The organism is Nonomuraea sp. B12E4, from assembly GCF_039871825.1.
Taxonomy (GTDB): Bacteria; Actinomycetota; Actinomycetes; order Streptosporangiales; family Streptosporangiaceae; genus Nonomuraea.
In genome coordinates, this window is record NZ_JBDPME010000019.1 from 149,624 (window position 1) to 172,305 (window position 22,682).

Sequence of the window (22,682 nt, forward strand, 5' to 3'; positions counted from 1 at the left end):
TCGCCGGAGGAAGGTAAGGGACAGGGGTTGACACAGACCGATTATCCACTCGAGATCGCCCCTACCAATGCGTCGTTTTACTCATCCAGATCACCGAATATCCAGCCTGTGGCGGCACGAGTAGGGGCCGGCACGAGAACCCGCGCCGGCCCCTACACGAACCTCGGCCGAACAGCCGAACAGTCAGCCGAACAGTCAGCCGAACAGTCAGCCGAACAGTCAGCCGAACAGGGCGGGCAGGGTCGCCGCGTGGGTCTCACGCAGCTCCGCCACGGGCACCTCGAAAACGTCCTCGACCACCAGCGAGGTCCCGCCGGTGACGCCGAGGCTGTAGCAGGGCACGTCGTGGCGCCCGCACAGCGAGGCGAACTCGGTGTGGGCCTCGGGCCGCACCACGACCAGCGCCCGCGCGGCCGACTCGCTGAACAGGTCGGTGAAGGCGTCACCGTTCAGTGTCACCGTGGCGCCGATGCCGCGCGCCAGGCAGGACTCGGCCAGGGCGATGGCCAGCCCGCCGTCCGACAGGTCGTGCGAGCCCTCCAGCAGCCCCCGCCGGGCCGCCTCCACCAGCACCGTCGCCAGCGCCCGCTCCGCGTCCAGGTTGGCCTGCGGCGGCAGCCCGCCGAGGTGGCGGTGGAACACGTGGGCCCACTCCGAGCCGCCGAACTCGTCGTGCGTGTCACCGAGCAGCACCACCCGCAGCCCCTCGGCCACGAACCCGGTGGGCACCCGCCTGGCCACGTCGTCGATCACGCCGAGCACGCCGACGACCGGCGTGGGGTGGATGGCGGTCGCCCCGGTCTGGTTGTAGAAGGAGACGTTGCCGCCGGTCACCGGCACGCCCAGGACCCGGCACGCGTCCGCGAGCCCGCGCGTGGCCTCGGCGAACTGCCACATCACCTCCGGGTCCTCGGGGGAGCCGAAGTTGAGGCAGTTGGTGACGGCCAGCGGCCTGGCGCCGGTGACGGCCACGTTGCGGTAGGCCTCGGCCAGCGCGAGCTGCGCCCCCGCGTAGGGGTCGAGCTTGGCGTAACGCCCGTTGCCGTCGGTGGCCAGCGCGAGCCCGCGCGTCGTCGGCTCGGCGTGTTCGATGGTCGCGCCCGCTTCGGCACTCGTTGGCGTTGCAGGCTCGCTCTCTCCTGCCGGGCTCCTGCGCTCCGGCTCCATCACCTCGGAGACCCGCAGCATGCCCGCGTCTGCCGGCTGGGCCAGCACGGTGTTGGAGCGCACGTAGCGATCGTACTGGGAGGTCACCCACTCCTTGGAGGCCAGGTTGGGCGAGCCGAGCAGCCGGAGCAGCGTCCCGCGCAGGTCGGCCGGCCGCTCCAGCCGGTCGGTGGTGTCGGCGTTGAGCGCCGCCTGGCCGGCCGGCTCGTGGTACGGGCGCTCGTAGACGGGCCCGTCGTCGGCCGCGGTGCCCGGCGGGATGTCCACGATGACCTCGCCGTCCCACGTCATGACCAGGCGGCCGGTGTCGGTCACCTCGCCGAGGACGGCGGCTGGCACGTCCCACTTTTCGCAGATCGCCATGAACGCGGGGATGTCGTCCGGCCGGACCACGGCCATCATGCGCTCCTGCGACTCGCTCATCAGGATCTCCTCGGGCCTGAGCGAGGGGTCGCGGAGCGGGACGAGGTTGAGGTCGACGCGCATGCCGCCGGTGCCCTTGGCGGCCAGCTCGGTCGTGGCGCAGGACACACCGGCCGCGCCGAGGTCCTGGATGCCCACGACCACGTCGGCGGCGTAGAGCTCCAGGCAGCACTCGATGAGCAGCTTCTCCATGAACGGGTCGCCGACCTGCACGGCGGGCCGCTTGGCCTGGGACTCCTCCTCGAAGGTCGCCGAGGCCAGGACGCTCGCCCCGCCGATGCCGTCGGGCCCGGTGGACGCGCCGAACAGCACGACCTTGTTGCCCGGCCCGGGGGCGGTGGCCAGCTTGATCTGGTCCTTGCGGAGCAGGCCCACGCACAGGGCGTTGACCAGGGGGTTGCCGATGTAGCAGGGGTCGAAGACGACCTCGCCGCCGATGTTGGGCAGGCCCAGGCAGTTTCCGTAGCCGCCGATGCCCTCGACCACGCCCGGCAGCACCCGGCGGGTGTCCACGGCGTCGGCGGCGCCGAAGCGCAGCGCGTCCATGACGGCCACCGGGCGGGCGCCCATCGACATGATGTCGCGCACGATCCCGCCGACGCCGGTGGCGGCGCCCTGGTGCGGCTCGACGTAGGAGGGGTGGTTGTGCGACTCGATCTTGAACGTGGCCGCCCAGCCGTCGCCGATGTCCACCACCCCGGCGTTCTCGCCCATGCCCACGAGCAGCGCGTCGGACTTGGGCGCCTTGGTGGCGAACTGCCGCAGGTGCACCTTGGAGGACTTGTACGAGCAGTGCTCGGACCACATGACGCTGTAGATGGCCAGCTCGGCGCCGGTGGGACGGCGGCCCAGGATCGCCTTGACCCGGTCGTACTCGTCCTGCTTCATGCCGAGCTCGGCGTACGGCATCGGCTCGTCAGGAGTCTCGGCCGCCCGCTGCACGCTGTCTACGGTGTTCGTTGGTCGCTCGCTGCGCTCGCTCATGCGTTCACCAGGTCCTTCAGGATGGAGGTGAAGAAGCCGAGCCCGTCGGTGCCCGGGGCGCCGACCAGTTCCTCGACCGCGTGCTCGGGGTGCGGCATGAGGCCGACCACGTTGCCCGCCTCGTTGCGGATGCCCGCGATGTCGTTGAGCGAGCCGTTGGGGTTGCCGAGATAGCGGACGACCACGTGCCCGCCCGCCTCCAGCGCGGCCAGCGTGTCATCGGAGGCCACGTAGCGGCCCTCCCCGTGCTTGATCGGCAGCACGATCTCCTGGCCCTGGTCGAAGGAGTTGGTCCACGCGGTCGCGGGCTGCTCGATCCTGACCCGCTGGTCCCGGCAGACGTAGTGGAGCGAGCCGTTGCGGATCAGCGCGCCGGGCAGCAGGTGCGCCTCGCACAGGATCTGGAAGCCGTTGCAGGTGCCTAGAACGGGCAGCCCCGCCTTGGCGGCCGGGACGAGCTCCTCCATGAGCGGCGCGAACCGCGAGATGGCGCCGCAGCGCAGGTAGTCTCCGTAAGAGAAGCCGCCGGGCAGGAACACGGCGTCGACTCCCCTGAGGTCGTGATCGGCGTGCCACAGCGGGACCGCCTCCGCGCCCACGAGTCGCACGGCTCTGGCGGCGTCCTGGTCGTCGAGAGTTCCTGGAAACGTGACTACGCCCACACGGGCAGCGCTCATGACAGTCGTCCCCTTCGAGGATGCGCGCGCACGCGCCACCGTCTCTTCGGGGTCGACAGTGGTCCGCGGCGGTGCCTTCAGGTTATCGGGTGCCGCCGGATGCTCCGCAACGGCTCGGCTGTCATGAAAGGGCCAGGTCAAGCAGGCGGGTCAAAGCGGCAGACCGGGTCAAACCGCAGCCAGCGCGCGCGGACGGGCGTTCGCGTCGTCGTCCCAGTCGAGCTGCTTGCTCAGGTGGACGGTGGTGCCGCCACGACCGGGAGTGATGCCGAAACTCAGCTCGTCGACCACGGAGCGCATGATCAGCAGGCCGCGGCCGTTCTCGGTGTCGGGAGGGGGGAAGCGCAGCGGCATCGAGGGCATACCGTCGCCGTTGTCGGCGACGCGTACGTCGCAGCGGCCGTAGCCGATCGCGGCGGTCACTTCGTAGCGGTTGGCGGGTCCCCCGTGCCGTACCGCGTTTGAGCATGCCTCGGACACGGCCAGCAACATATCGGCGATGCACGTCTCGCTCACGTTGAGTGAACGCATGGCATCGCCAAGCACTCGCCTGACCATCGGTATGCCGATCGCATCCCGAGGCAGTGCCAACGAGAACTCAATATCCACCGGACTCCTCCGGGCGCCAGAATGTTACCTGGAGTAGGTTTCCCTGAGAAATCGGGGCTAACCGCAAAATCACGCTGTTGTTATTTAGTGTTGGCACGCCCGTGGCATTGTGGCACGTCAGAACCCCCACTTTAAGCCCCTGAAGGTTAATCAGTGGATCAATTGTGCCTCTACCCCTCAACCCGGACTGCGTAGTCCTCGATCACGGTGTTGGCGAGCAGAGTCTCGGCCATCTTGCGCACTTCTCCGAGTGCCGCCTCGTCGGCCTCGCCCTCGATCTCGATCTCGAAGCGCTTGCCCTGCCGGACGGCCGAGACGCCGGCGAAACCGAGCCTCGGCAGGGCCCTGGCGATCGCCTGGCCCTGCGGGTCGAGGATCTCGGGCTTCAGCATGACGTCTACGATGACGCGCGCCACTGCGTTCCTCCTGGGAGCGGTGGGTGTTCGGGAAGGACAGCCTACCGGCGTGGTGTGGCTGCCGACACAACGGGAACGGGGAGGACATGGGGCTTGCGCGCAGGGTCATGACGTCTGCCACGATGGCCCCAAACGCGTGCGAACCATCACCAAGTGGTTCGTCGCTCGAAAGGCCGGCCCGAGTGGCGACCCCATCGGCACCGGCCCCGGACCGCACAGGAGTGGCAATGACCGAGCTGGTCGAGGTCATCAAGGAGCACAGCACATTCGTCATGGGGCCGGCGACGGAGGAGGCCGCATGACCACCGATGCCTCTCGCGGTGCAGACGCACCCCCGGAGCTCGTCCAACTGCTCACCCCGGAGGGGGAGCGGGTCGAGCACCCCGACTACGACATCGACCTGACCCCGGAGGAGATCCGATCGCTCTATCGCGACCTGGTGCTCGTCCGGCGCATCGACCTGGAGGCCGTGGCCCTGCAGCGGCAGGGCGAGCTCGGCATCTGGGCCTCGCTGCTGGGCCAGGAAGCCGCGCAGATCGGCTCAGGCCGCGCGCTGACCGACGCCGACATGGCCTTCCCCACCTACCGCGAGCACGGCGTGGCCTGGTGCCGCGACGTGGACCCGGTGAAGCTGCTGGGGCTGTTCAGGGGGGTCAACCACGGCGGGTGGGACCCCAAGGAGCACAACTTCCACCTGTACACGATCGTGATCGGCAGCCAGACGCTGCACGCGGTCGGCTACGCCATGGGCATCCAGCGTGACGACGCCAGCGCCGCCACCATCGTCTACTTCGGCGACGGCGCCACCTCCCAGGGCGACGTCAACGAGTCCTTCATCTGGGCGAGCGTGTTCAACGCGCCGATCGTGTTCTTCTGCCAGAACAACCAGTGGGCCATCTCCGAGCCGCTGGAGAAACAGACCCGCATCCCGCTTTACCGCCGGGCCTCCGGCTTCGGCTTCCCCGGGATCAGAGTGGATGGAAATGACGTGTTCGCCTGCCTCGCCGTGACACGCAAGGCACTTGAGGCAGCCCGTACGGGCCAGGGCCCGACCCTCATCGAGGCCTTCACCTACCGGATGGGCGCCCACACCACCACCGACGACCCGACCCGCTACCGGGTCGCCAGCGAGCTGGAGGCGTGGAAACTCAAGGACCCGATCGAGCGGGTGAAGTCCTACCTGTTCAAGAACGAGCAGGCCGACCAGGCGTTCTTCGAGTCCGTGGACGGCGAGGCCGACCAGCTCGGCGCCGACCTGCGGCGGCGTTGCCTGGCCATGCCGGACCCCGAGCCGCTCGACATCTTCGATCACGTCTACAGCGAGCCCCACGCCCTGATAGATCAGGAGCGCGCCCAGTTCGCCGGCTACCTGGAGGGGTTCGAGAAATGACGGTCCTGAGCCTTTCCAAAGCGCTCAACGAGGGCATGCGCAGGGCCATGGAGGACGACCCCAAGGTCCTCATCATGGGCGAGGACGTCGGCAAGCTGGGTGGCGTGTTCCGGGTGACCGACGGGCTGCAGAAGGACTTCGGCGAGGACCGCGTCATCGACACTCCGCTGGCCGAGTCGGGCATCATCGGCACCGCGATCGGCCTGGCGCTGCGCGGTTACCGGCCGGTGTGCGAGATCCAGTTCGACGGGTTCGTCTTCCCGGCCGCCGACCAGATCATCACGCAGCTCGCCAAGATGCCGATGCGCTCGCTGGGCGCGATCAAGCTGCCGGTCGTCGTACGCATCCCCTGCGGCGGCGGCATCGGCGCGGTCGAGCACCACAGCGAGTCGCCGGAGGCGTATTTCACCCACACGGCCGGGCTGCGCGTCGTGTCCTGCTCCAACCCGGCCGACGCCTACACCATGATCCAGCAGGCCATCCGCAGCGAGGACCCGGTGCTGTTCTTCGAGCCCAAGCGCCGCTACTGGGAGAAGGCCGAGATCGACACCACCTCCACCGACTGGTGGACGCCGCTCCACGCGGCCAAGGTGGTGCGCCCGGGCACGGACGTGACGCTGCTGGCCTACGGGCCGATGGTCAAGACCTGCCTGGAGGCGGCCACGGCCGCCGAGGACGACGGGCGCTCCCTTGAGGTGATCGACCTGCGCTCGCTCAACCCGCTGGACGAGCCGCTGGTCATGGAGTCCGTACGCCGTACGGGCCGGGTGGTGGTCGTGCACGAGGCCCCGGTCAACAGCGGATTCGGCGCCGAGCTGGCAGCCCGGATCACCGAGCGGTGCTTCTACCACCTGGAGTCGCCCGTGCTGCGGGTGGGCGGCTTCTCCACCCCCTACCCGCCGTCGAAACTGGAGGAGCACTACCTGCCCGACCTGGACAGGGTGCTCGACGCCGTGGACCGGACGTTCGGGTACTGAGAGGGCTTTATGCGACGCGAGTTCAAACTCCCGGACGTCGGCGAGGGCCTGACGGAGGCGGAGATCGTCCGCTGGCACGTCAAGCCGGGTGACGACGTCAAGGTCAACCAGATCGTCGTGGAGATCGAGACGGCCAAGTCCATCGTCGAGCTGCCGATCCCGTGGGACGGGGTGGTGGCGGGCCTGCTGGCCGAAGAGGGCCAGACGGTGGACGTGGGCGTGCCCATCATCACCGTGGACACGACCGAGCCCGGCGGTGAGGCGGCCCCCGACGACCGTACGCGGGCCCTGGCCGACGACATGGTCCCCAAGCCGCCGGCGGAGGGCGCCGTCGAGCCCGGCGCACACGGCGGCCCGGCCCCGAAGGAGGAGCGCCAGTCCGTCCTGGTCGGTTACGGCGTCAAGACCGGCGCCACCAAGCGCCGCGCCCGCAAGAGGCCACTGGCCGGCACCCCAGCCGTCACCGCCCCCACCGAGCCCGCTCCGCCGGCCGCCGCCGCTGGAGCGCCCGCCGCGGCCGCCGGAACGCCCTCAGCGCCCGCCGGAGCGCCCGCCGCTCCCGGAACGGCTGCCGGGGGGCGTCCGGCCGTCCTGGCCAAGCCTCCGGTCCGCAAGCTGGCCAAGAACCTGGGCGTGGACCTGGCGGCCGTCCAGGGCACCGGCCCGCAGGGTTCGATCACCCGCGAGGACGTGCACGCGGCGGCGGAGACCGCCCCCCAGCCGGCGCCCCGGGCAGCGGGGCGGGAGGAGCGCGTCCCCGTCAAGGGCGTGCGCAAGGTGACCGCCCAGGCGATGGTGGCCAGCGCCTTCACCGCCCCGCACGTCACCGAGTTCCTCCAGGTGGACGTGACCGGGACGATGGAGGCCGTGCGGCGCCTGCGCACCCTCCAGGACTTCGCGGAGGTCAAGGTCTCCCCGCTGCTCCTGGTGGCCAAGGCGGTGCTCACGGCGGCCAGACGCTACCCCATGGTCAACTCCTCGTGGGACGAGGCGGCCCAGGAGATCGTGGTCAAGCACTACGTGAACCTGGGGATAGCCGCCGCCACCCCGCGCGGCCTGGTGGTGCCCAACATCAAGGACGCCCACGCCCTCTCCCTCCCCGCCCTGGCCGGGGAGTTGGCCAAGCTCACGGAGACGGCCCGGTCGGGCCGTACGCAGCCGGCGGAGATGGCGGGCGGCACCATCACGATCACCAACGTGGGCGTGTTCGGCGTGGACGCCGGCACCCCGATCCTCAACCCTGGCGAGGCCGCCATCCTCGCCGTCGGCCAGATCAGGGACATGCCCTGGGTGGTGGACGGCGAGCTGGCCGTGCGCAAGGTCACGACCCTGGCCCTCTCGTTCGACCACCGGATCGTCGACGGCGAGCTGGGCTCGCTGTTCCTGCGTGACGTGGGCGCCATGTTGGAGGACCCCCTCCGCATGCTCGCCTGGAGCTGACGCGCCGATCCGGGGCCGACAGGTACGGCGGCCGCCGGGAGGACCCCTCTCCCGGCGACCGCCGCAGGCGACGGACTCCCGCACCCGCCGCATATGAGTCGGCTCCGCCCGGATCTGATACATCGATATTGTGGACCGCATGATCCGTCACATCGTGATGTTCACCTGGAAAGAGGAAGCCACCGCCGAGCAGAAGGAGGCGGTGGCCAGTGAGCTGGGCAAACTGCAGGGCGTCATCCCGCAGATCCGCGCCCTCACGCTGGGCGGCGACGCCGGGATCAACCAGGGAAACCACGACTTCGCGCTGGTGGCCGACTTCGACGACGTCGAGGGCTACCTGGCCTACCGCGACCACCCGCGGCACCAGGCGGTGATCGCGGAGCGCATCAGGCCCATCCTCGCCGCCCGGGCCGCCGCGCAGCTCAAGGTCTAGATCTCGGGCGGGTTGTTCTCGCGGTGCATCAGCCGGTCGTCGGAAGTGCGCCCCCGCCTGGGGGCCAGCACGATGCTCAGCACGATTCCCACGCCACCCACGATCATGAATATGACGCCGATCACATCCATGTGCACGCTCTGGCCGAACACGTCCGGCTCGATCGCGAATCTCAGGATGGCGCCAAGCGTGAGGAAGAAGATGCTTACTCCGACACCCATGACGACGACCTCCAGGCAAACGGCGGGTACAGCCACGGTCATACCCGAGTTGCCGTGATCACACCCGTGGATATCAGGCGAGGCACGACAGAGGCCGGCCGCCGTTGTAGGTGATCATGTCGAGCACGGCGGTGGCCAGGTCGATCGGGGCGCCGAGAGGCTGACCGTCGAGCTCGGCGTACGCGCGGTGCAGGTTGCCCACGATGCGCTCGGAGTCCAGCAGCCCGCCCCACTCGCCGAGGTCGGTCTCCCTGGCCGCCTCCAGCGGCGACAGGCCGGCCTCCCTGCCCCGCCGGGCGGTCTCCTGCACGAACCGCAGATAGCCCTCCACCGGCTCGTACGCCTCGGGCCCGCAGATCTCCCCGTGACCCGGCACGATCGTCTCCGCCTGAAGCTCCCGTAGCTGCGCGATGGCGTCGATGGCCCCGGCCACGGAGCCCATCAGCACGAACGGCGTGCCGCCGTTGAAGACCAGGTCGCCGGAGAACAGCAGCCGGCGCTCCGGGATCCACACGAACGAGTCGTTGGTCGTGTGCGCGGCGTGCCCGACGTGCCGGACCTCGCACCGCAGGTCGTCGGAGTGCACGGTGACCCGGTCGGTGAAGGTGAGGAACGGCGGCGCCACCTCCATCTTCCCCCACTCCACCTCGGGCGACCACGCGGCCCGGTAGGCGGGCACACCGTCGGCCAGGATCTGCGCCCGCACGCCCTCGTGCCCGACGATCGTCGCCTCGGGGAACAACCAGTTGCCGAACGTGTGGTCCCCGTGGTGGTGGGTGTTGATCAGCGTGGTGATGGGCCGGTCGCTGACCTTGCCCACGGCCTCGCGGAGGGCCCGGGTGCGGCGCTCGGTCGAGCAGGCGTCGACGCAGACCACGCCGCGCCGCCCGGCCAGGAAGCCGGTGTTGTTGATCCACCAGCTCCCGTCCGGCTGGACGTAGGCGTAGACCCCGTCCGACACCTCTTCGACGCGCGGCGGAGGCAGGGGATGGTCGTGAGAGGACGAACTCATGAGGTGAAGGTATCCGTGCGGGCCGGCCCGCACCGTGTCCGGCGTAACAGAACGCCCGTCTCCCGGGGGGACGGGGGCGGGCGTTCCGCCGGTGACCGCCGTGGGTGGCGGAGGAGGCTCAGAAGGCCTCTTCCGGGAGCTCCATGAGCTCCTGGCCGGTGGCGGTGAGTACGCGCCGCTCGGTGCTCAACCGGGGCAGTACGGTCTTGGCGAAGAACGTGGCGGCGGCCACCTTGCCCAGGTAGAAGGAGTCCTCGCCGTCGGCCAGCCGGGCCAGGGCCACCTCGGCCTGGCGCAGCAGCAGCCAGCCGATCACCAGGTCGCCCAGCGCGAGCAGGAACCTGGTGGAGTTCAGGCCGACCTTGTAGACCTCCCGCGGCGTCTCCAGCGAGCCGAGCGCCCAGCCGGCCATGGTCTCGCCCATGGCCTTGACGTCGGCGGCGGCCCCGGCGAGCAGCTTGCGCTCCTCCTTGAGCCGGCCGTTGCCCGCCTCGGAGCCGGCGAACTCGCCGATCTCGCCGAGCAGCGTGCCGAGCGCGGAGCCCTGGTTGCGCAGGATCTTCCGGAAGAACAGGTCCATGCCCTGGATCGCGGTCGTGCCCTCGTACAGGGAGTCGATCTTGGCGTCGCGGATGTACTGCTCGATCGGGTAGTCCTGGAGGTAACCCGAGCCGCCGAGGGTCTGCAGCGAGCGGGAGAGCAGCTCGTACGACCGCTCGGAGCCGACGCCCTTGACCACGGGCAGCAGCAGGTCGTTCAGCTCGTGGGCCTGCCGGTCGGAGGGGTCGATGAGCAGGGTGTCCTGGAACGTGGCCGTGTAGAGCACGAGCGCCCGCATGCCCTCGGCGTAGGCCTTCTGCAGCATCAGCTCGCGCCGCACGTCCGGGTGGTGGATCACGCTCACGCGCGGGGCGGTCTTGTCGGCCATCTTCGTCAGGTCCGCGCCCTGCACCCGGGACCTGGCGTATTCCAGGGCGTTCAGGTAGCCGGTGGAGAGGGTGGCGATGGCCTTGGTGCCGACCATCATCCGGGCGTGCTCGATGATCATGAACATCTGCTTGATGCCCTCGTGCACGTCGCCGACCAGCCAGCCGACCGCCGGGTGCTTGTCGCCGAAGGTGAGCTCGCAGGTCGTGGAGACCTTCAGGCCCATCTTCTTCTCGACGTTGGTGACGTAGACGCCGTTGCGCTCGCCCAGCTCGCCGGTCTCCAGGTTCACGTGGAACTTGGGCACCAGGAACATCGACAGCCCCTTGGTGCCCGGGCCATGGCCCTCGGGGCGGGCCAGCACGAGGTGGAAGATGTTCTCGGCCATGTCGTGCTCGGCGCTGGTGATGAAGCGCTTGACGCCCTCGATGTGCCAGGTCCCGTCGGGCTGGCGCACCGCCTTCGTCCGCCCGGCGCCCACGTCGGAGCCGGCGTCCGGCTCGGTCAGCACCATGGTGGCGCCCCAGTCGCGCTCGATGGCCAGCTCGGCGAAGCGCTTCTGCTCCTCGGTGCCGACCTGCCACAGCGTGTAGGCGAACTTCGGTCCGGCGGCGTACATGTAGAGTGCCGGGTTCGCGCCCAGCACCATCTCGGCCGCGGCCCAGGCCAGGCTCCGCGGGATGCCGGGGCCGCCCAGGCCGGCGGGCAGGTCGAGGTCCGGCCAACTGCCGTCGACCAGCGCCTTGTACGACTTCTTGAAGCCTTCGGGGACGGTCACCGAGCCCGTCGCCGGGTCGAAGACGGGCGGGTGCCGGTCGCCCTCCTCGAAGGAGTCCGCGAGGACGCCGGTGGCCAGCCTGTTCAGCTCTTCGAGGATGCTGCGGGCGACCTCTTCGTCCACTTCCGCAAAGGGCCCTGTGCCGAGGATCTCGTGTCTCCCGAACACCTCGAAGAGGTTGAATTCCAGGTCACGCACGTTGCTCTTGTAGTGGCCCATGGGTGCTGATCTCCTTGAACCGAGTTCTCCTGTACTGGCGAGTAACCTTACTCTGAAATGCTACCCGCGGGTAACCCGGGGTATGCATGGCATGCTCTCTCCATGGACGCCGAAGAACTCGCCGCACGGTGGCGAGAGCGACTGGAATCCTGGGCCATTCCGGACGAAATTCTGGCCCAGGCTCCCGTCGACCCCTGGAGCCACTCGCCGGAGCGATTCGGTACCCGGACCGACAGGGCGCTCTCCGAGCCCGACGAGGGGCCCACCATGACGCGCCTGTCCGAGGCGCTGCCCGAAAAGGGCATCCTGCTGGACGTGGGCTCGGGCACCGGGGCCGCGTCCCTGCCGCTGCACGAGCGCATCGGCCACCTCCACGCGGTGGACGCCTCGTCCTCGATGCTGGAGGGACTGACGGTGCGCGCGGACAAGCTCGGGGTGCCGGTCACGACGATCGTGGGCCGCTGGCCGGACGTGGCGCACCAGGTGCCGGTGGCGGACGTGGCGATCGCCGCCCACGTGGTCTACAACGTGCCAGACCTGGCGGGCTTCCTGCGCGCCCTCGACGGCCACACGCAGGGGCGGGTGGTGCTGGAGTTGCCACACCGCCATCCCATGAGCTGGATGACGCCGCTGTGGCAGCACTTCCACGGGGTGGACCGGCCGGTGCGGCCGATCGCGGAGGACTGCGTGGCGCTGGCCGCGGCCCTCGGCTTCGCCGTGCGGGTGGAGGAGCGGGAGGCGCCCCTGGAACGTTTCACGTCGCTGGCGGACCTGGCCGCGAGCGTGTGCCGGCGGGTCTGCCTCGACCCCGCGCGGGCGGAGGAGGTGGCGGAGACGGTGCTGGAGCTCGGCATGTGGCCGGTGCCGCGGGACCGGTGGGTCACCGTCTGGTGGGATTGACCGGGCTCGGCGGATCAAGCATTGACGGGGCGGGCGGGGTCGGGTTGGGTGGCCTGGTGATCGAGATTCATGCCATCACCTTCGACGCCGCCGACCCGTACGAGATCGCGAGCTGGTGGAGCCGGGCCACCGGGCTGCCCCTGGAAGAGGGTGCCCGCCCGGGTGACGAGATGGTCATGCTGCGGACCAAGCAGGACCCGTTCGTGCTGTTCCTGCGGGTGCCCGAGGGCAAGGCCGTCAAGAACCGGGTCCACCTCGACGTCAACGGGACCGAGGAGCGGAGCCGCGACCAGGAGGTCGAACGGCTGGTCGGGCTGGGCGCGACCATCTATGACGATCTGCGGCAGCCCGACGGCACCGGCTGGGTGGTCATGCTGGACCCCGAGGGCAACGAGTTCTGCGTGTGCAGGAGTCCGGCGGAGCGGGGGCAGTAGGGCCGGGCTCACTGGGCCGGGCGGCCCCGGCCCTGCATGGTGAGGGTCAGGATGCCGGCGATCAGGTAGACCAGCGCGCCGTGCCATAGCGCCTGCACGCCGGAGCCGAACACCCCCTCGCCGTCGAGCACGAGCTGCACGGGATAGTCCAGCACCGCCGTGATCCCCGCGGGCAGCAGCGCGAACTTCCACGGGTGCTTCAGCGACCAGAGCCGGGCCTGGCGGGTCACCCGGTCGCCCTCGTGCGGCTTGGCGACCGCGCCGATCGCGGCGATCAGGGCGAACAGGCTGATGCCGAGGCCCAGCGCCCATGGCAGGTCGCCGCCGCCGGTGAGCAGGCCCATCCCGAAACTGGCCGCGGTAACGGCACCACCGCCGATGGCGGCGGCCTTCCAAGGGGCACCACGCAGTGCGGCGCCCGACAGCGAAACCTCATCGCGTCGACTGATTTCGTTCATGTCATCCATGCTGCCTTTCGGGCCACCCGAGGGGCATCGGGGTTGGACCCTGAGCTCTCCCTGACATGATTCGGGCATGCAGGAAATCGTGATATCGCACCTAGAACCGGATGAAGGGGAGCGGCTGCGGGAGATCCGGCTGCGCGCCCTCCAGGACTCGCCGGACTCGTTCGGGTCCTCGTACGGGCTTGAGGTCGAGTTTGCGTCTGATAAGTGGGCTGAAAGGCTGAAAAATCAGGACTCGCGGTGGTGGGTGGCCGCGAGCGGCGGGTCGGACGTGGGCCTGGTGTGCATGAGGCTGGAGGAGGGCGGGGCCCACCTGCTGTCCATGTGGGTCGCCCCCGAGGCCAGAGGCCGGGGCCTGGGCTCCCGGCTGGTGGCCGAGGCCGTGGCCTGGGCCAGGGACGTGGGCGCCGAGGAGATCGGGCTGTGGGCCGTGGATCGCAACCACGCGGCCCGGGGGCTCTACGCCGCCGCGGGCTTCGTCCCGAGCGGCAAGGTCATGGCCCTGCCGTCCAACCCGGAGCTCATGGAGTCCCACTACGTGCTGCCCCTGAACTTCCGCGAGGCGCGCCGGGAGGACGTGCCCGCGATCGTGGCGCTGCTGGCCGACGACCACCTCGGCGCCGCCCGCGAGGGGGACCCGGGGGACGAGCGCTATCTGGCGGCGTTCGACCGGATCGCGGCCGACCCGTACGACGAGCTGATCGTGGTCGAGCAGGAGGGCAAGGTGGTGGCCACGATGCAGCTCACGTACCTGGCCGGGTTGTCGCGGCTGGGCTCCGAGCGGTGCCAGATCGAGGCCGTCCGGGTCGCCGCCTCCACCCGAGGCCAGGGGCTCGGCGGCAAGATGATCAGGTGGGCGATCGGCCGGGCGCGGGCACGGGGCTGCGCGATGGTGCAGCTCACCTCCGACAAGTCCCGTACGGACGCGCACCGCTTCTACGACAACCTCGGGTTCACGGCCTCTCACGAGGGCTACAAGATGGCCCTATGACCAGGCGCTGACCTCCACCAGGTTGTCGTGGAACCCCGGCCCCTTGCCCAGGTCGCCGTCGCGCTCGGCGACGACCGCGTTCGGGTTGGCGCCGCCGGGGGTGAGCTTCGGCCAGCGGCCCTTCGGCGAGGCCACCACCCCGGCCGCCACCCGGTCGCTGATCTCCACGTCGGCCAGGAACTCGCCGCCGTCGTTGTGCACGCGGACCCGCTGGCCGTCCACCAGCCCGCGGGCCGCCGCGTCGGCCGGGTTGACCAGCACCACCGGATCCTTGGCGCGCCGGCGCAGCTCCGGGTTGTTGGCGAAGGTCGTGTTGAGGAAGTTGTGCGAGGCGGGCGTGATCAGGGCCAGCGGGTACGCCGACCTCCCGCTCATGAGGGTCGTGTGGGAGGGGACGTACGCCTTGCCCCGCGGCGGGAAGCGCAACCGGCCCGAGCGCGTCGGGAAGCCCTCGGCGAACGGCGTGAAGGGCTCGGGGTAGTTCATCCGCACCCAGCCCTCCTTGCGGATCCTGTCCAGGGTGATGCCCTGCAGCGAGGAATGCCCGCTCGACAGCAGTTGCTCGGCCAGTTCAAGGTCCGAGTCGAACAGCGACGGCTCGGTCATCCCCATGTGCGCCGCCAGCCGCCGGAACGTCTCCGTCGTGGACAGGCACTCGCCGGGCGGCTGCTCGGCGGGCTCGTTCCACAGCAGGTAGAGGTGGCCGTAGCCGGCGTGCAGGTCGTAGTGCTCGGTCTGCATGGTGGCGGGCAGCACGATGTCGGCGTAGTCCACGGTGTCGGTCGGGAACTGCTCCATGACCACCGTGAACAGGTCCTCGCGGGAGAGCCGGCGCTTGATGGCGTTCGCGTCGGGGGAGGAACCGGCCGGGTTGGCCGCGTACACCCACAGGCACTTGACGTCGTCGAGCTGGGAGGCCACCTTGCTCATGACCAGCGTGCGGACAGGCTGGGTCAGCAGGTCGTCGCGCATGTCGACGTCGAGGTGGACGTGGCCGCTGGTGGAGAACGCGACGCCGCCGCCTGGATGGCGCCAGTCGCCGGTGACGCCGGGGATCGCGGCGATCGTGCGCAGCGCCGTGCCGCCGCCCTGGTGCCGCTGCAGGCCGTGCGTGGCGCGGATGGCGGTCGGGCGGGTGTGCGCGAGCCGCATCCCCAGGCTGTGGATGGCGGCGGCGGGAATGCCGGTGATCTCGGCCACTTTTTCCAGCGGAAAGTCCATGATCTCCTGGCGGAAGTCCTCCCAGCCCTCAGTGTGCTCGGCCAGGAACTCCTCGTCATGCGCGTTCTCCGACAGCACGACGTTGAGCAGCCCGAGCGCGAGGGCCGCGTCCGTGCCGGGCCTGATCGGCAGGTGCTCGTCGGCCTGGTCGGCCGTCCGGGTGCGGATCGGGTCGATGGCGACGACGTACGCGCCGTTCGCCTTCGCGTCCTGGATGAACTTCCACAGGTGGTGGCCGCTGGTCAGCGTGTTCGTGCCCCAGAGCAGGACGAGGCGGGCCAGCGCGAAGTTCTCGGGGTCCATGCCGGCCGGGGTGCCGAGCGTACGCGTGAGCCCGCTGTTGCCGGCCCCCGAGCAGATGTTGAGCCAGTGTTTGGACGCGCCCAGCATGTTCCAGAACCGCCGCCCCGCCACGCCCTCGCAGCCCTGCAGATAGCCGAGGGTGCCGGTGCCCAGGTAGGGCCAGATGGCCTCGCCGCCGTGCTCTTCGACGATGCCGCGCAGCCGTTCGGAGATCTCGTCGAGCGCCTCCTCCCAGGAGATCCGCTCGAACCGGCCCGAGCCCTTGGGGCCGGTGCGGCGCAGGGGGTACAGGATGCGGTCGTCGGCGCGGGTATGCTCCAGGTATCGGTTGACCTTCACGCAGAGCGCGCCTCTGGTGTAGGGCTGGTCGGGGTTGCCCCGCAGCTTGACGGCCCGGCCGTTCTCGACGGTCACCACCCACGAGCAGGTATCCGGGCAGTCCAGTGGACATGCTCCCAAAACCCTCAATTCACCCGACATGGGACACAGCTTACGTCTCAGGCCCGGTTCGGAGAATTAGCGGTTTAACGGCGGGAACTCCAACGTGTAACCTGCCCCCTGCGACGACTGCGGGGGCGTTTGCGGACACTGGAAACCAAGACATCGCACGGTCCGGCCGGGAAGGTGCAGAATCGCTGTCGGTGGCCGAAATCAGGGAACGAGATGACACGGAGGACCTCGCGGAGGGGGATCCAGCCGTGGTCGAGTCACGCTCGGACGACGACGTCTACGTCGTAGAGCCGCTGCTGCCTCAGCGTCTTCGCCGTCCCTCCGACCTTCTGCGCTTCTTCGCCACGCTCATCGTGCTCGGCGCGGTCACTCTGCTGGCCCTGGTGGCCAAGCAGACGCTCATCGGCCTGGAGGCCGACGTCAAGGAGGGGGCGGAGCTCGTACCCCTGCTGAGCAGGATCGCCGCCTTCCTCGGTGGCGCGGCCGTGCTGATCGTGCCCGCGGCGTTCGCGGTCGAGCGGGTCTTCCACCGCGACGGCCTGCGCGTCGCGGAGGGGCTGATCGCCGCGATCGCCGGCATCGCCGGGTCTTTCCTGCTCGGGCAGTGGCTGACCGGGGGCAGCGTCAACGACCTGCGCGTGCTGCTGACCGGCGATCGGGCGATCGAGCCGCTCAACACGCTGCTCACTTCGGTGATCGCGTACGCCACCGCCGTGCGCGTCTCGCGCCGGCCCACGTGGCGGATGCTGATGTGGGCCACGGTCGCCCTCTACGTGCTGGCCTTCTTCTCCGGCAGACAGATCACGCTGCCCAGTGCCATCATCACGGTGCTGGTCGGCATGGCCATCGGCTACGCCACCCTCTACGGCGTCGGCAGCCCCAACACCAGGCCGCCGGGCAGCGCCGTGGTGGCCGCGCTGCGCAAGCTGTCCTTCCCGGTGGTCTCGGCCCGCCGTATCGAGGACGACCTCCAGGGCGACCGCCGCTACGCCATGGGCCTCCAGGACGGCAGCAGCCTGGACGTCACCGTGCTCGACCGGGACCGGCAGGTGGCCGGGCTGGCCTACCGGCTGTGGCGGCGTATCCGGCTCAACTCCGAGACCCGGCGCAAGGCCATCAGATCGCTCAGGGCCGAGCTCGAACGCGAGGCGCTCATGGCCTACGCCGCCCAGGCGGCCGGCGCCAGCACGCCCCGGCTGCTCGGCACCAGCGAGATCGGCACCGAGGCCGCGCTGCTCGCCTACGAGCACATCGACACCCGCCCGCTGTCCGAGGTGCCGGACGCGGAGATCGACGACGCGCTGCTCGCCCAGATCTGGGAGCAGGTAGAGCTGCTCCAGATCCAGCGCCTGGCGCACCGCAGGCTCACCGGCGACGGCATCCACCTCGACCGCGCGGGCCGCGTCGTGCTGACCGACGCGCGCAGCGGCGAGATCGCCGCCGGAGACCTGCTGCTCCGGCTCGACGTCGCCCAGCTCCTCGCCTACCTGGCGCTGCGCGTCGGCCCCGAGCGCTCGGTCCGGGCCGCGGCGGCCGTCCTCGGGCCGGACGCGCTGGCCGCCGCCATGCCACTGCTCCAGCGCATCGCGCTGACCAGGGAGACCCGCTCGGCGCTGAGCAAGGCCAAGAACGTGCTGCCCGGCATCCGCGACCACATCGTCGCGCTCAAGCCGCAGAGCAAGGTCGAGGAAGTACGCCTCGAACGGTTCCGGCCGCGCACCCTCATCACGATCATCGCCAGCACGCTGGCCGCCTACATCGTGCTGTCCCAGCTCAGCCGGGTGGACGTCTACCGGGTGATCACCACGGCCAACTGGGCCTGGTCGGGGGTGGCGCTGGTCGCCTCCTTCGTCAGCTTCGTGGCCGCCGCCCTGATGCTGCGGGGGTTCGTGCCCGAGCCGCTGCCGCTGTGGCGTACCGTCCTCGTGCAGTTCGCCGCCTCGTTCGTCAAGCTCGTCGCGCCCGCCGCCGTCGGCGGGGTCGCGATCAACACGCGCTACCTGCAGAAACGCGGCATCCCGCCATCGAGCGCGGTGGCCAGCGTGGGCGCCTCGCAGCTCATCATGCTGGTCTTCCACATCGCGCTGCTGCTGCTGTTCGCCTACATCACCGGCTCCACCACGACCACCTCGTTCACCCCGTCGCGCGGGCTCGTCGTGGTGCTGCTCGCGGTCGCGCTGCTGGTCGTGGTGGTGCTCGGGGTGCCGCCGCTGCGCAGGCTGGTGACGTCGCGGATGCGCAAGCTGTTCTCGAACGTGCTGCCCAGGCTGCTCGACGTGCTGCAGTCGCCGCGCAAGATGGTCGAGGCGTGCACCGGCACCCTCATGATCACCATCGCGTTCGTGCTGTGCCTGGACGCCTGCGTCGCCGCGTTCGGCGGCTCCATCAGCTTCACCGCCGTCGCGGTCGTCTATCTCACGGCCAACGCGATCGGCTCGGCCGCACCCACACCGGGCGGTCTGGGTGCGGTCGAGATCGCGCTCGCGGGCGGCCTGACCGTGGCGGGCGTGCCGGCCGAGCTGGCCACCTCGGCCGTGCTGCTGCACCGGCTGCTCACGTTCTGGCTGCCGGTGCTGCCCGGCTGGGCGGCCTTCACCTACCTCCAGCGGCACGAGTCCCTGTGAGGACCACCGTCGTCAGCGGGAGGACAGGGCCGGGCCGGTGACCTTGTCGATGGCCTGGAGCTCGTCCTCGGTGAACGCCGGGCCGTCCACACAGGCCACGTTGTCCTCCAACTGCTTCACGCTGCTCGCGCCGATCAGCACGCTCGTCACCCGCGGGTCCCTGAGCGTCCACGACAGGGCCATCTGGGCCAGCGTCTGCCCCCGGCTCTTGGCGATCGCGTCGAGGTCGCGGGTCAGGCCCACGTCGATCCGGTCGGCGTTGAGGAACCTGCTCGTCGCCGCCCGCGAGTCGGCCGGCACCCCGTTGAGGTAGCGGTCGGTCAGCAGGCCCTGCGCCAGCGGCGAGAACACGATGCAGCCCATGCCCGCGTCCTCCAGCGCGTCGAGCAGCCCGTCCTCGATCCAGCGGTTGATCATCGAGTAGGACGGCTGGTGGATGAGCAGCGGCGTGCCCAGCTCGCGCATGATGCGCGCGGCCTGGGTGGTCTGCTCGGCCGAGTAGTTGGAGATGCCCGCGTAGAGCGCCTTGCCCGAGCGCACCGCCCGGTCGAGCGCCCCCATGGTCTCCTCCAGCGGCGTCCCGGGGTCGGGGCGGTGGCTGTAGAAGATGTCGACGTAGTCCAGGCCCATCCGCTGGAGGGACTGGTCGAGGCTGGCCAGGACATACTTGCGCGATCCCCACTCGCCGTACGGACCCGGCCACATGTCGTACCCGGCCTTGGTGGAGATGACCAGCTCATCCCGATATTTCGTGAAATCTTCGTGGAAGATGCGGCCGAAGTTCGTCTCCGCCGAGCCGTACGGCACGCCGTAGTTGTTGGCCAGGTCGAAATGCGTCACCCCGAGGTCGAACGCCCGCCGCAGGATCGCCCGGGAGTTCTCGATCGGCCGGGTGTCGCCGAAGTTGTGCCACAGGCCCAGGGAGACGACGGGCAGCTTGAGCCCGCTGCGCCCGCTGCGGTTGTACGGCTGGCGCTCGTAGCGCTGCTCGTCGGCCTGATATGTCATGACGTGCCCCTCTCGATGATCCAGGAGAGCGCGAACGCCTCCTCGCGCCAGGCGTCGTAGCGTCCGCTCCGGCCGCCGTGCCCCGCGCCCATCTCCGTCTTGAGCAGGAACGGCCCGCCGCGCGCCGTCGCCCGCAGGCGGGCGATCCACTTCGCCGGCTCGTGGTAGAGCACGCGCGTGTCGTTCAGGCTCGTGATCGCCAGAATCGGCGGGTACGGCCTGCCGTCGATGTTCTCGTACGGCGTGTAGCTCTTCATGTACTCATAAACCTCCGCATTGTGCAGAGGATCGCCCCACTCATCCCATTCGATCACCGTCAGTGGGAGCGACGGATCGAGGATCGTGTTCAGCGCGTCCACGAACGGCACCTCGGCCACCACGCCCGCGAACTCCTCCGGCGCCAGGTTCGTGACCGCGCCCATCAGCAGGCCGCCCGCCGAGCCGCCCCTGGCGATGATCCGCCCGCTCCACCCGGCCGCCTTCAGGTGCCTGGCCACGGCCACGAAGTCGGTGAACGTGTTGCGCTTTTTGGTGAGCTTGCCCTCCTCGTACCAGTGGCGGCCCATCTCGCCGCCGCCCCTGACGTGCGCGACGGCGAAGACGAAGCCGCGGTCGAGCAGCGACAGCCTCGGGACCGAGAAGCTGGGGTCGATGGAGGTCTCGTAGCTTCCGTACCCGTACAGGAGGGTCGGGGCGGGTTTGCCGGTGTCCTTGCGCTTGACGATGGACACCGGGATCCGGGTGCCGTCCTCGGCCGTGGCCCAGTCGCGGAACTGCTCGTAGTCCTCCGGGTCGTAGCCGCCCAGGACCGGGCGCCGCTTGAGCAGGATCAGCTCGTGGGAGTCGAGGTCGTAGTCGTACACGCTGGGCGGGGTGACCATGCTCGTGTAGGCCAGCCGGAGCCTCCTCGTGACGAACTCCGGGTTGCCCGCCGGGCCGACGTCGTAGAGGGGCTCGGGAAAGTCGATCTCGTACGCGTTCCGCTCGGAGGCCTCGATGCGCTCGCGCCAGTCCTCGATGCCGGCGGCGTACGGGAGCACGCGCAGCCCGGTCAGGCCGTCGCGGCGGAAGTGCACCACGGCGTGGTCGGAGAACGCGTCGATCTCCAGCAGCCGCGTGTCCTCCCGGTGGACGATCAGCGGGGTCCACTCGCCGGGGGCGTCGAGGGGAGCGGTGGCCAGCTCGAAGTTCTCGGCGTCCTGGTTGTGGAGGACGTAGAAGAAGTCACCCGCGTGCTCGATGCCGTATTCGACGCCGGTGGCGCGGGGGCGGACGAGCCGAAACTCGCCCGTCGGGTCCGTGGCGTCGAGGATGCGTACCTCGCTGGTGATCTTGCTACCCGCGGCGAGGACCAGGTACCGCTCGCTGCGGGTCAGCCCGATGCCGACCCAGTAGCGCTCGTCGCCCTCCTCGTACACCAGGACGTCCTCCTGGGTGCCGAGGGTGTGACGGTAGACCTGGAACGGACGCCAGGCGTCGTCGACGCGCGTGTAGAAGAACGTCGAGCCGTCGGCGGACCAGGCGCCCCCGTAGAAGATGTCCTCGATCTCGTCGGGGAGCACCTCGCCCGTCTCGAGGTTCTTGAAACGCAGGGTGAAGCGCTCGGAGCCCTTGTAGTCGGTCGAGAAGGCCAGCATCGTGCCGTCGGGGGTGACGGAGCTGGTGCCGACCGAGAAGAACTCGCTGTCGCCGACCAACTCGTTGCCGTCGAGGATCACCTGCTCGCGGTCGAGGCGGACGCCCGGGGTGATCTCGGGGGGCGCGTCGCCGTCCGCGGGGACACGGCAGGAGACCGCGTACTGCTTGCCCTCCTCTGTACGGGTGAAGTACCACCACGCGCCCTTGCGGCTGGCCACCGACAGGTCGGTTTCCTGCGTCCGGCCCTTGATCTCCTGGAACACCTGCTCCTGGAGCTCGGAGAGATGAGCGGTCTCCTGTTTGAGAAATTCGTTCTCAGCCTCCAGATAAGCGGTGGTGTCGGGATCTTCCTTGTTACCCAGCCAGGCGTACTCGTCGATGACGGCGTCACCGTGATGCGTGCGCTCTGTCAGGACCTTCTTAGCCACTGGGGGCGTGTTGCTGCTCACGTGGGGAGTCTATGTTCGGCCGTTGACATGGGGCATGGACGGCTCGGTGGCGGCCGGGCCACCTGCCGTCGCCGTGATCGATCTGTGGCCGGCGAAGGAGTCGAAGGCGTCTCGAGTGGTCGGAGGCGCTGCTAATCTTTAGAAGCCGACGCGGTGCGGCGCAACCCTCCTTCATCACTCCGGTGACAGTGGGTGTGCCGTGTCCGAAGTTCCGCAGGTTGTGCAAGTCGGGTCAATTTGACAGGGACTTGAACGGCTGAAAGAATAAAGGCACAACGAAATGAACGCCACCGGGGACGGAAGCCCGCAAGGGTTGACGAAAACGGTGAACGCGTCCGTTTCTTGAGAACTCAACAGTGTGTTAAAAGCCAGTGCATGTTTTACATGTATAACCCCGTCACGACGCGATCCTTTCCGGGGTTCGTGTCGGACGGATTCCTTTCAAGGTTGGGATTTCGATTCCCTCCAGACATTGTTTGGAGAGTTTGATCCTGGCTCAGGACGAACGCTGGCGGCGTGCTTAACAC

General features: G+C 69.5%; 19 protein-coding genes. 8 read left to right on the forward strand and 11 right to left on the reverse strand.

Annotated features, from left to right (window positions below; genetic code table 11):
• Positions 1–219 precede the first annotated feature (219 nt).
• The 4 genes from purL to purS all read right to left on the reverse strand — a co-directional run bounded on the left by purL (position 220) and on the right by purS (position 4,276).
• On the reverse strand, positions 220–2,574 hold the full coding sequence (gene purL, locus ABGB18_RS33800; RefSeq protein ID WP_347699716.1) for a phosphoribosylformylglycinamidine synthase subunit PurL: 2,355 nt from the start codon (positions 2,572–2,574) through the stop codon (positions 220–222).
• Entirely contained in the window at positions 2,571–3,251 is a 681-nt protein-coding gene (purQ, locus tag ABGB18_RS33805; protein WP_347699717.1) for a phosphoribosylformylglycinamidine synthase subunit PurQ, read from the reverse strand. The genes purL and purQ overlap by 4 nt, the downstream gene beginning before the upstream one ends.
• 168 nt (positions 3,252–3,419) lie before the next feature.
• The gene (locus ABGB18_RS33810; RefSeq protein WP_347699718.1) at positions 3,420–3,860 is read right to left on the reverse strand and encodes an ATP-binding protein; all 441 of its coding nucleotides are present in this window, start codon (positions 3,858–3,860) and stop codon (positions 3,420–3,422) included.
• Between the two features lie 170 nt (positions 3,861–4,030).
• The gene (gene purS, locus ABGB18_RS33815; RefSeq protein WP_347699719.1) at positions 4,031–4,276 is read right to left on the reverse strand and encodes a phosphoribosylformylglycinamidine synthase subunit PurS; all 246 of its coding nucleotides are present in this window, start codon (positions 4,274–4,276) and stop codon (positions 4,031–4,033) included.
• Between the two features lie 298 nt (positions 4,277–4,574).
• On the opposite strand from purS, the gene pdhA reads away from it, so the two are divergent.
• The 4 genes from pdhA to ABGB18_RS33835 all read left to right on the forward strand — a co-directional run bounded on the left by pdhA (position 4,575) and on the right by ABGB18_RS33835 (position 8,516).
• Positions 4,575–5,666 carry a pyruvate dehydrogenase (acetyl-transferring) E1 component subunit alpha gene (gene pdhA, locus ABGB18_RS33820; protein ID WP_347699720.1) on the forward strand — a complete coding sequence of 364 codons (1,092 nt, stop codon included), beginning with the start codon at positions 4,575–4,577 and terminating at the stop codon, positions 5,664–5,666.
• Complete coding sequence (locus tag ABGB18_RS33825; RefSeq protein ID WP_347699721.1) at positions 5,663–6,643, forward strand: alpha-ketoacid dehydrogenase subunit beta; 981 nt, start codon at positions 5,663–5,665, stop codon at positions 6,641–6,643. The genes pdhA and ABGB18_RS33825 overlap by 4 nt, the downstream gene beginning before the upstream one ends.
• A 9-nt stretch (positions 6,644–6,652) precedes the next feature.
• Positions 6,653–8,083, forward strand: a complete 1,431-nt coding sequence (locus ABGB18_RS33830; RefSeq protein ID WP_347699722.1) for a dihydrolipoamide acetyltransferase family protein — start codon at positions 6,653–6,655, stop codon at positions 8,081–8,083.
• A gap of 139 nt (positions 8,084–8,222) precedes the next feature.
• Positions 8,223–8,516 (forward strand): Dabb family protein, encoded by a 294-nt coding sequence (locus ABGB18_RS33835; protein WP_347699723.1) that lies wholly within the window; start codon positions 8,223–8,225, stop codon positions 8,514–8,516.
• Here ABGB18_RS33835 and ABGB18_RS33840 read toward each other — a convergent pair.
• The 3 genes from ABGB18_RS33840 to ABGB18_RS33850 form a co-directional block, all read right to left on the reverse strand.
• Positions 8,513–8,737, reverse strand: a complete 225-nt coding sequence (locus tag ABGB18_RS33840) for a hypothetical protein (protein WP_347699724.1) — start codon at positions 8,735–8,737, stop codon at positions 8,513–8,515. The genes ABGB18_RS33835 and ABGB18_RS33840 overlap by 4 nt on opposite strands.
• 73 nt (positions 8,738–8,810) lie before the next feature.
• Entirely contained in the window at positions 8,811–9,749 is a 939-nt protein-coding gene (locus tag ABGB18_RS33845) for an MBL fold metallo-hydrolase (protein ID WP_347699725.1), read from the reverse strand.
• 118 nt (positions 9,750–9,867) lie between these two features.
• Positions 9,868–11,673, reverse strand: a complete 1,806-nt coding sequence (locus ABGB18_RS33850) for an acyl-CoA dehydrogenase (protein WP_347699726.1) — start codon at positions 11,671–11,673, stop codon at positions 9,868–9,870.
• A 102-nt stretch (positions 11,674–11,775) separates the two neighbouring features.
• Here ABGB18_RS33850 and ABGB18_RS33855 point away from each other — a divergent pair, with 102 nt between their 5' ends.
• Positions 11,776–12,573: a class I SAM-dependent methyltransferase gene (locus tag ABGB18_RS33855; RefSeq protein WP_347699727.1), complete on the forward strand. Its 798-nt coding sequence runs from the start codon at positions 11,776–11,778 to the stop codon at positions 12,571–12,573.
• Between the two features lie 56 nt (positions 12,574–12,629).
• Complete coding sequence (locus ABGB18_RS33860; RefSeq protein WP_347699728.1) at positions 12,630–13,007, forward strand: VOC family protein; 378 nt, start codon at positions 12,630–12,632, stop codon at positions 13,005–13,007.
• An 8-nt stretch (positions 13,008–13,015) separates the two neighbouring features.
• On the opposite strand, the gene ABGB18_RS33865 is transcribed toward ABGB18_RS33860, so the two are convergent.
• Positions 13,016–13,465, reverse strand: coding sequence for a hypothetical protein (locus ABGB18_RS33865; RefSeq protein ID WP_347699729.1), 450 nt, complete (start codon positions 13,463–13,465; stop codon positions 13,016–13,018).
• 76 nt (positions 13,466–13,541) lie between these two features.
• Between ABGB18_RS33865 and ABGB18_RS33870 the strand changes: the two genes are divergently transcribed.
• A complete protein-coding gene (locus tag ABGB18_RS33870; RefSeq protein WP_347699730.1) occupies positions 13,542–14,462 on the forward strand; it encodes a GNAT family N-acetyltransferase in 921 nt (306 codons plus the stop codon).
• Here ABGB18_RS33870 and ABGB18_RS33875 read toward each other — a convergent pair.
• The gene (locus ABGB18_RS33875; RefSeq protein WP_347699731.1) at positions 14,457–16,466 is read right to left on the reverse strand and encodes a molybdopterin oxidoreductase family protein; all 2,010 of its coding nucleotides are present in this window, start codon (positions 16,464–16,466) and stop codon (positions 14,457–14,459) included. The two genes, ABGB18_RS33870 and ABGB18_RS33875, sit on opposite strands and share 6 nt — an antisense overlap.
• A gap of 161 nt (positions 16,467–16,627) precedes the next feature.
• On the opposite strand from ABGB18_RS33875, the gene ABGB18_RS33880 reads away from it, so the two are divergent.
• Positions 16,628–19,060 (forward strand): lysylphosphatidylglycerol synthase transmembrane domain-containing protein, encoded by a 2,433-nt coding sequence (locus tag ABGB18_RS33880; RefSeq protein WP_347699732.1) that lies wholly within the window; start codon positions 16,628–16,630, stop codon positions 19,058–19,060.
• Between the two features lie 12 nt (positions 19,061–19,072).
• Here the strand turns inward: ABGB18_RS33880 and mgrA are convergent, their stop codons facing one another.
• Both mgrA and ABGB18_RS33890 read right to left on the reverse strand, forming a co-directional pair.
• Positions 19,073–20,068: an L-glyceraldehyde 3-phosphate reductase gene (gene mgrA / locus ABGB18_RS33885; protein ID WP_347699733.1), complete on the reverse strand. Its 996-nt coding sequence runs from the start codon at positions 20,066–20,068 to the stop codon at positions 19,073–19,075.
• On the reverse strand, positions 20,065–22,155 hold the full coding sequence (locus ABGB18_RS33890; protein ID WP_347699734.1) for a S9 family peptidase: 2,091 nt from the start codon (positions 22,153–22,155) through the stop codon (positions 20,065–20,067). Before ABGB18_RS33890 ends, mgrA begins: the two co-directional genes overlap by 4 nt.
• Positions 22,156–22,682: the final 527 nt, after the last annotated feature.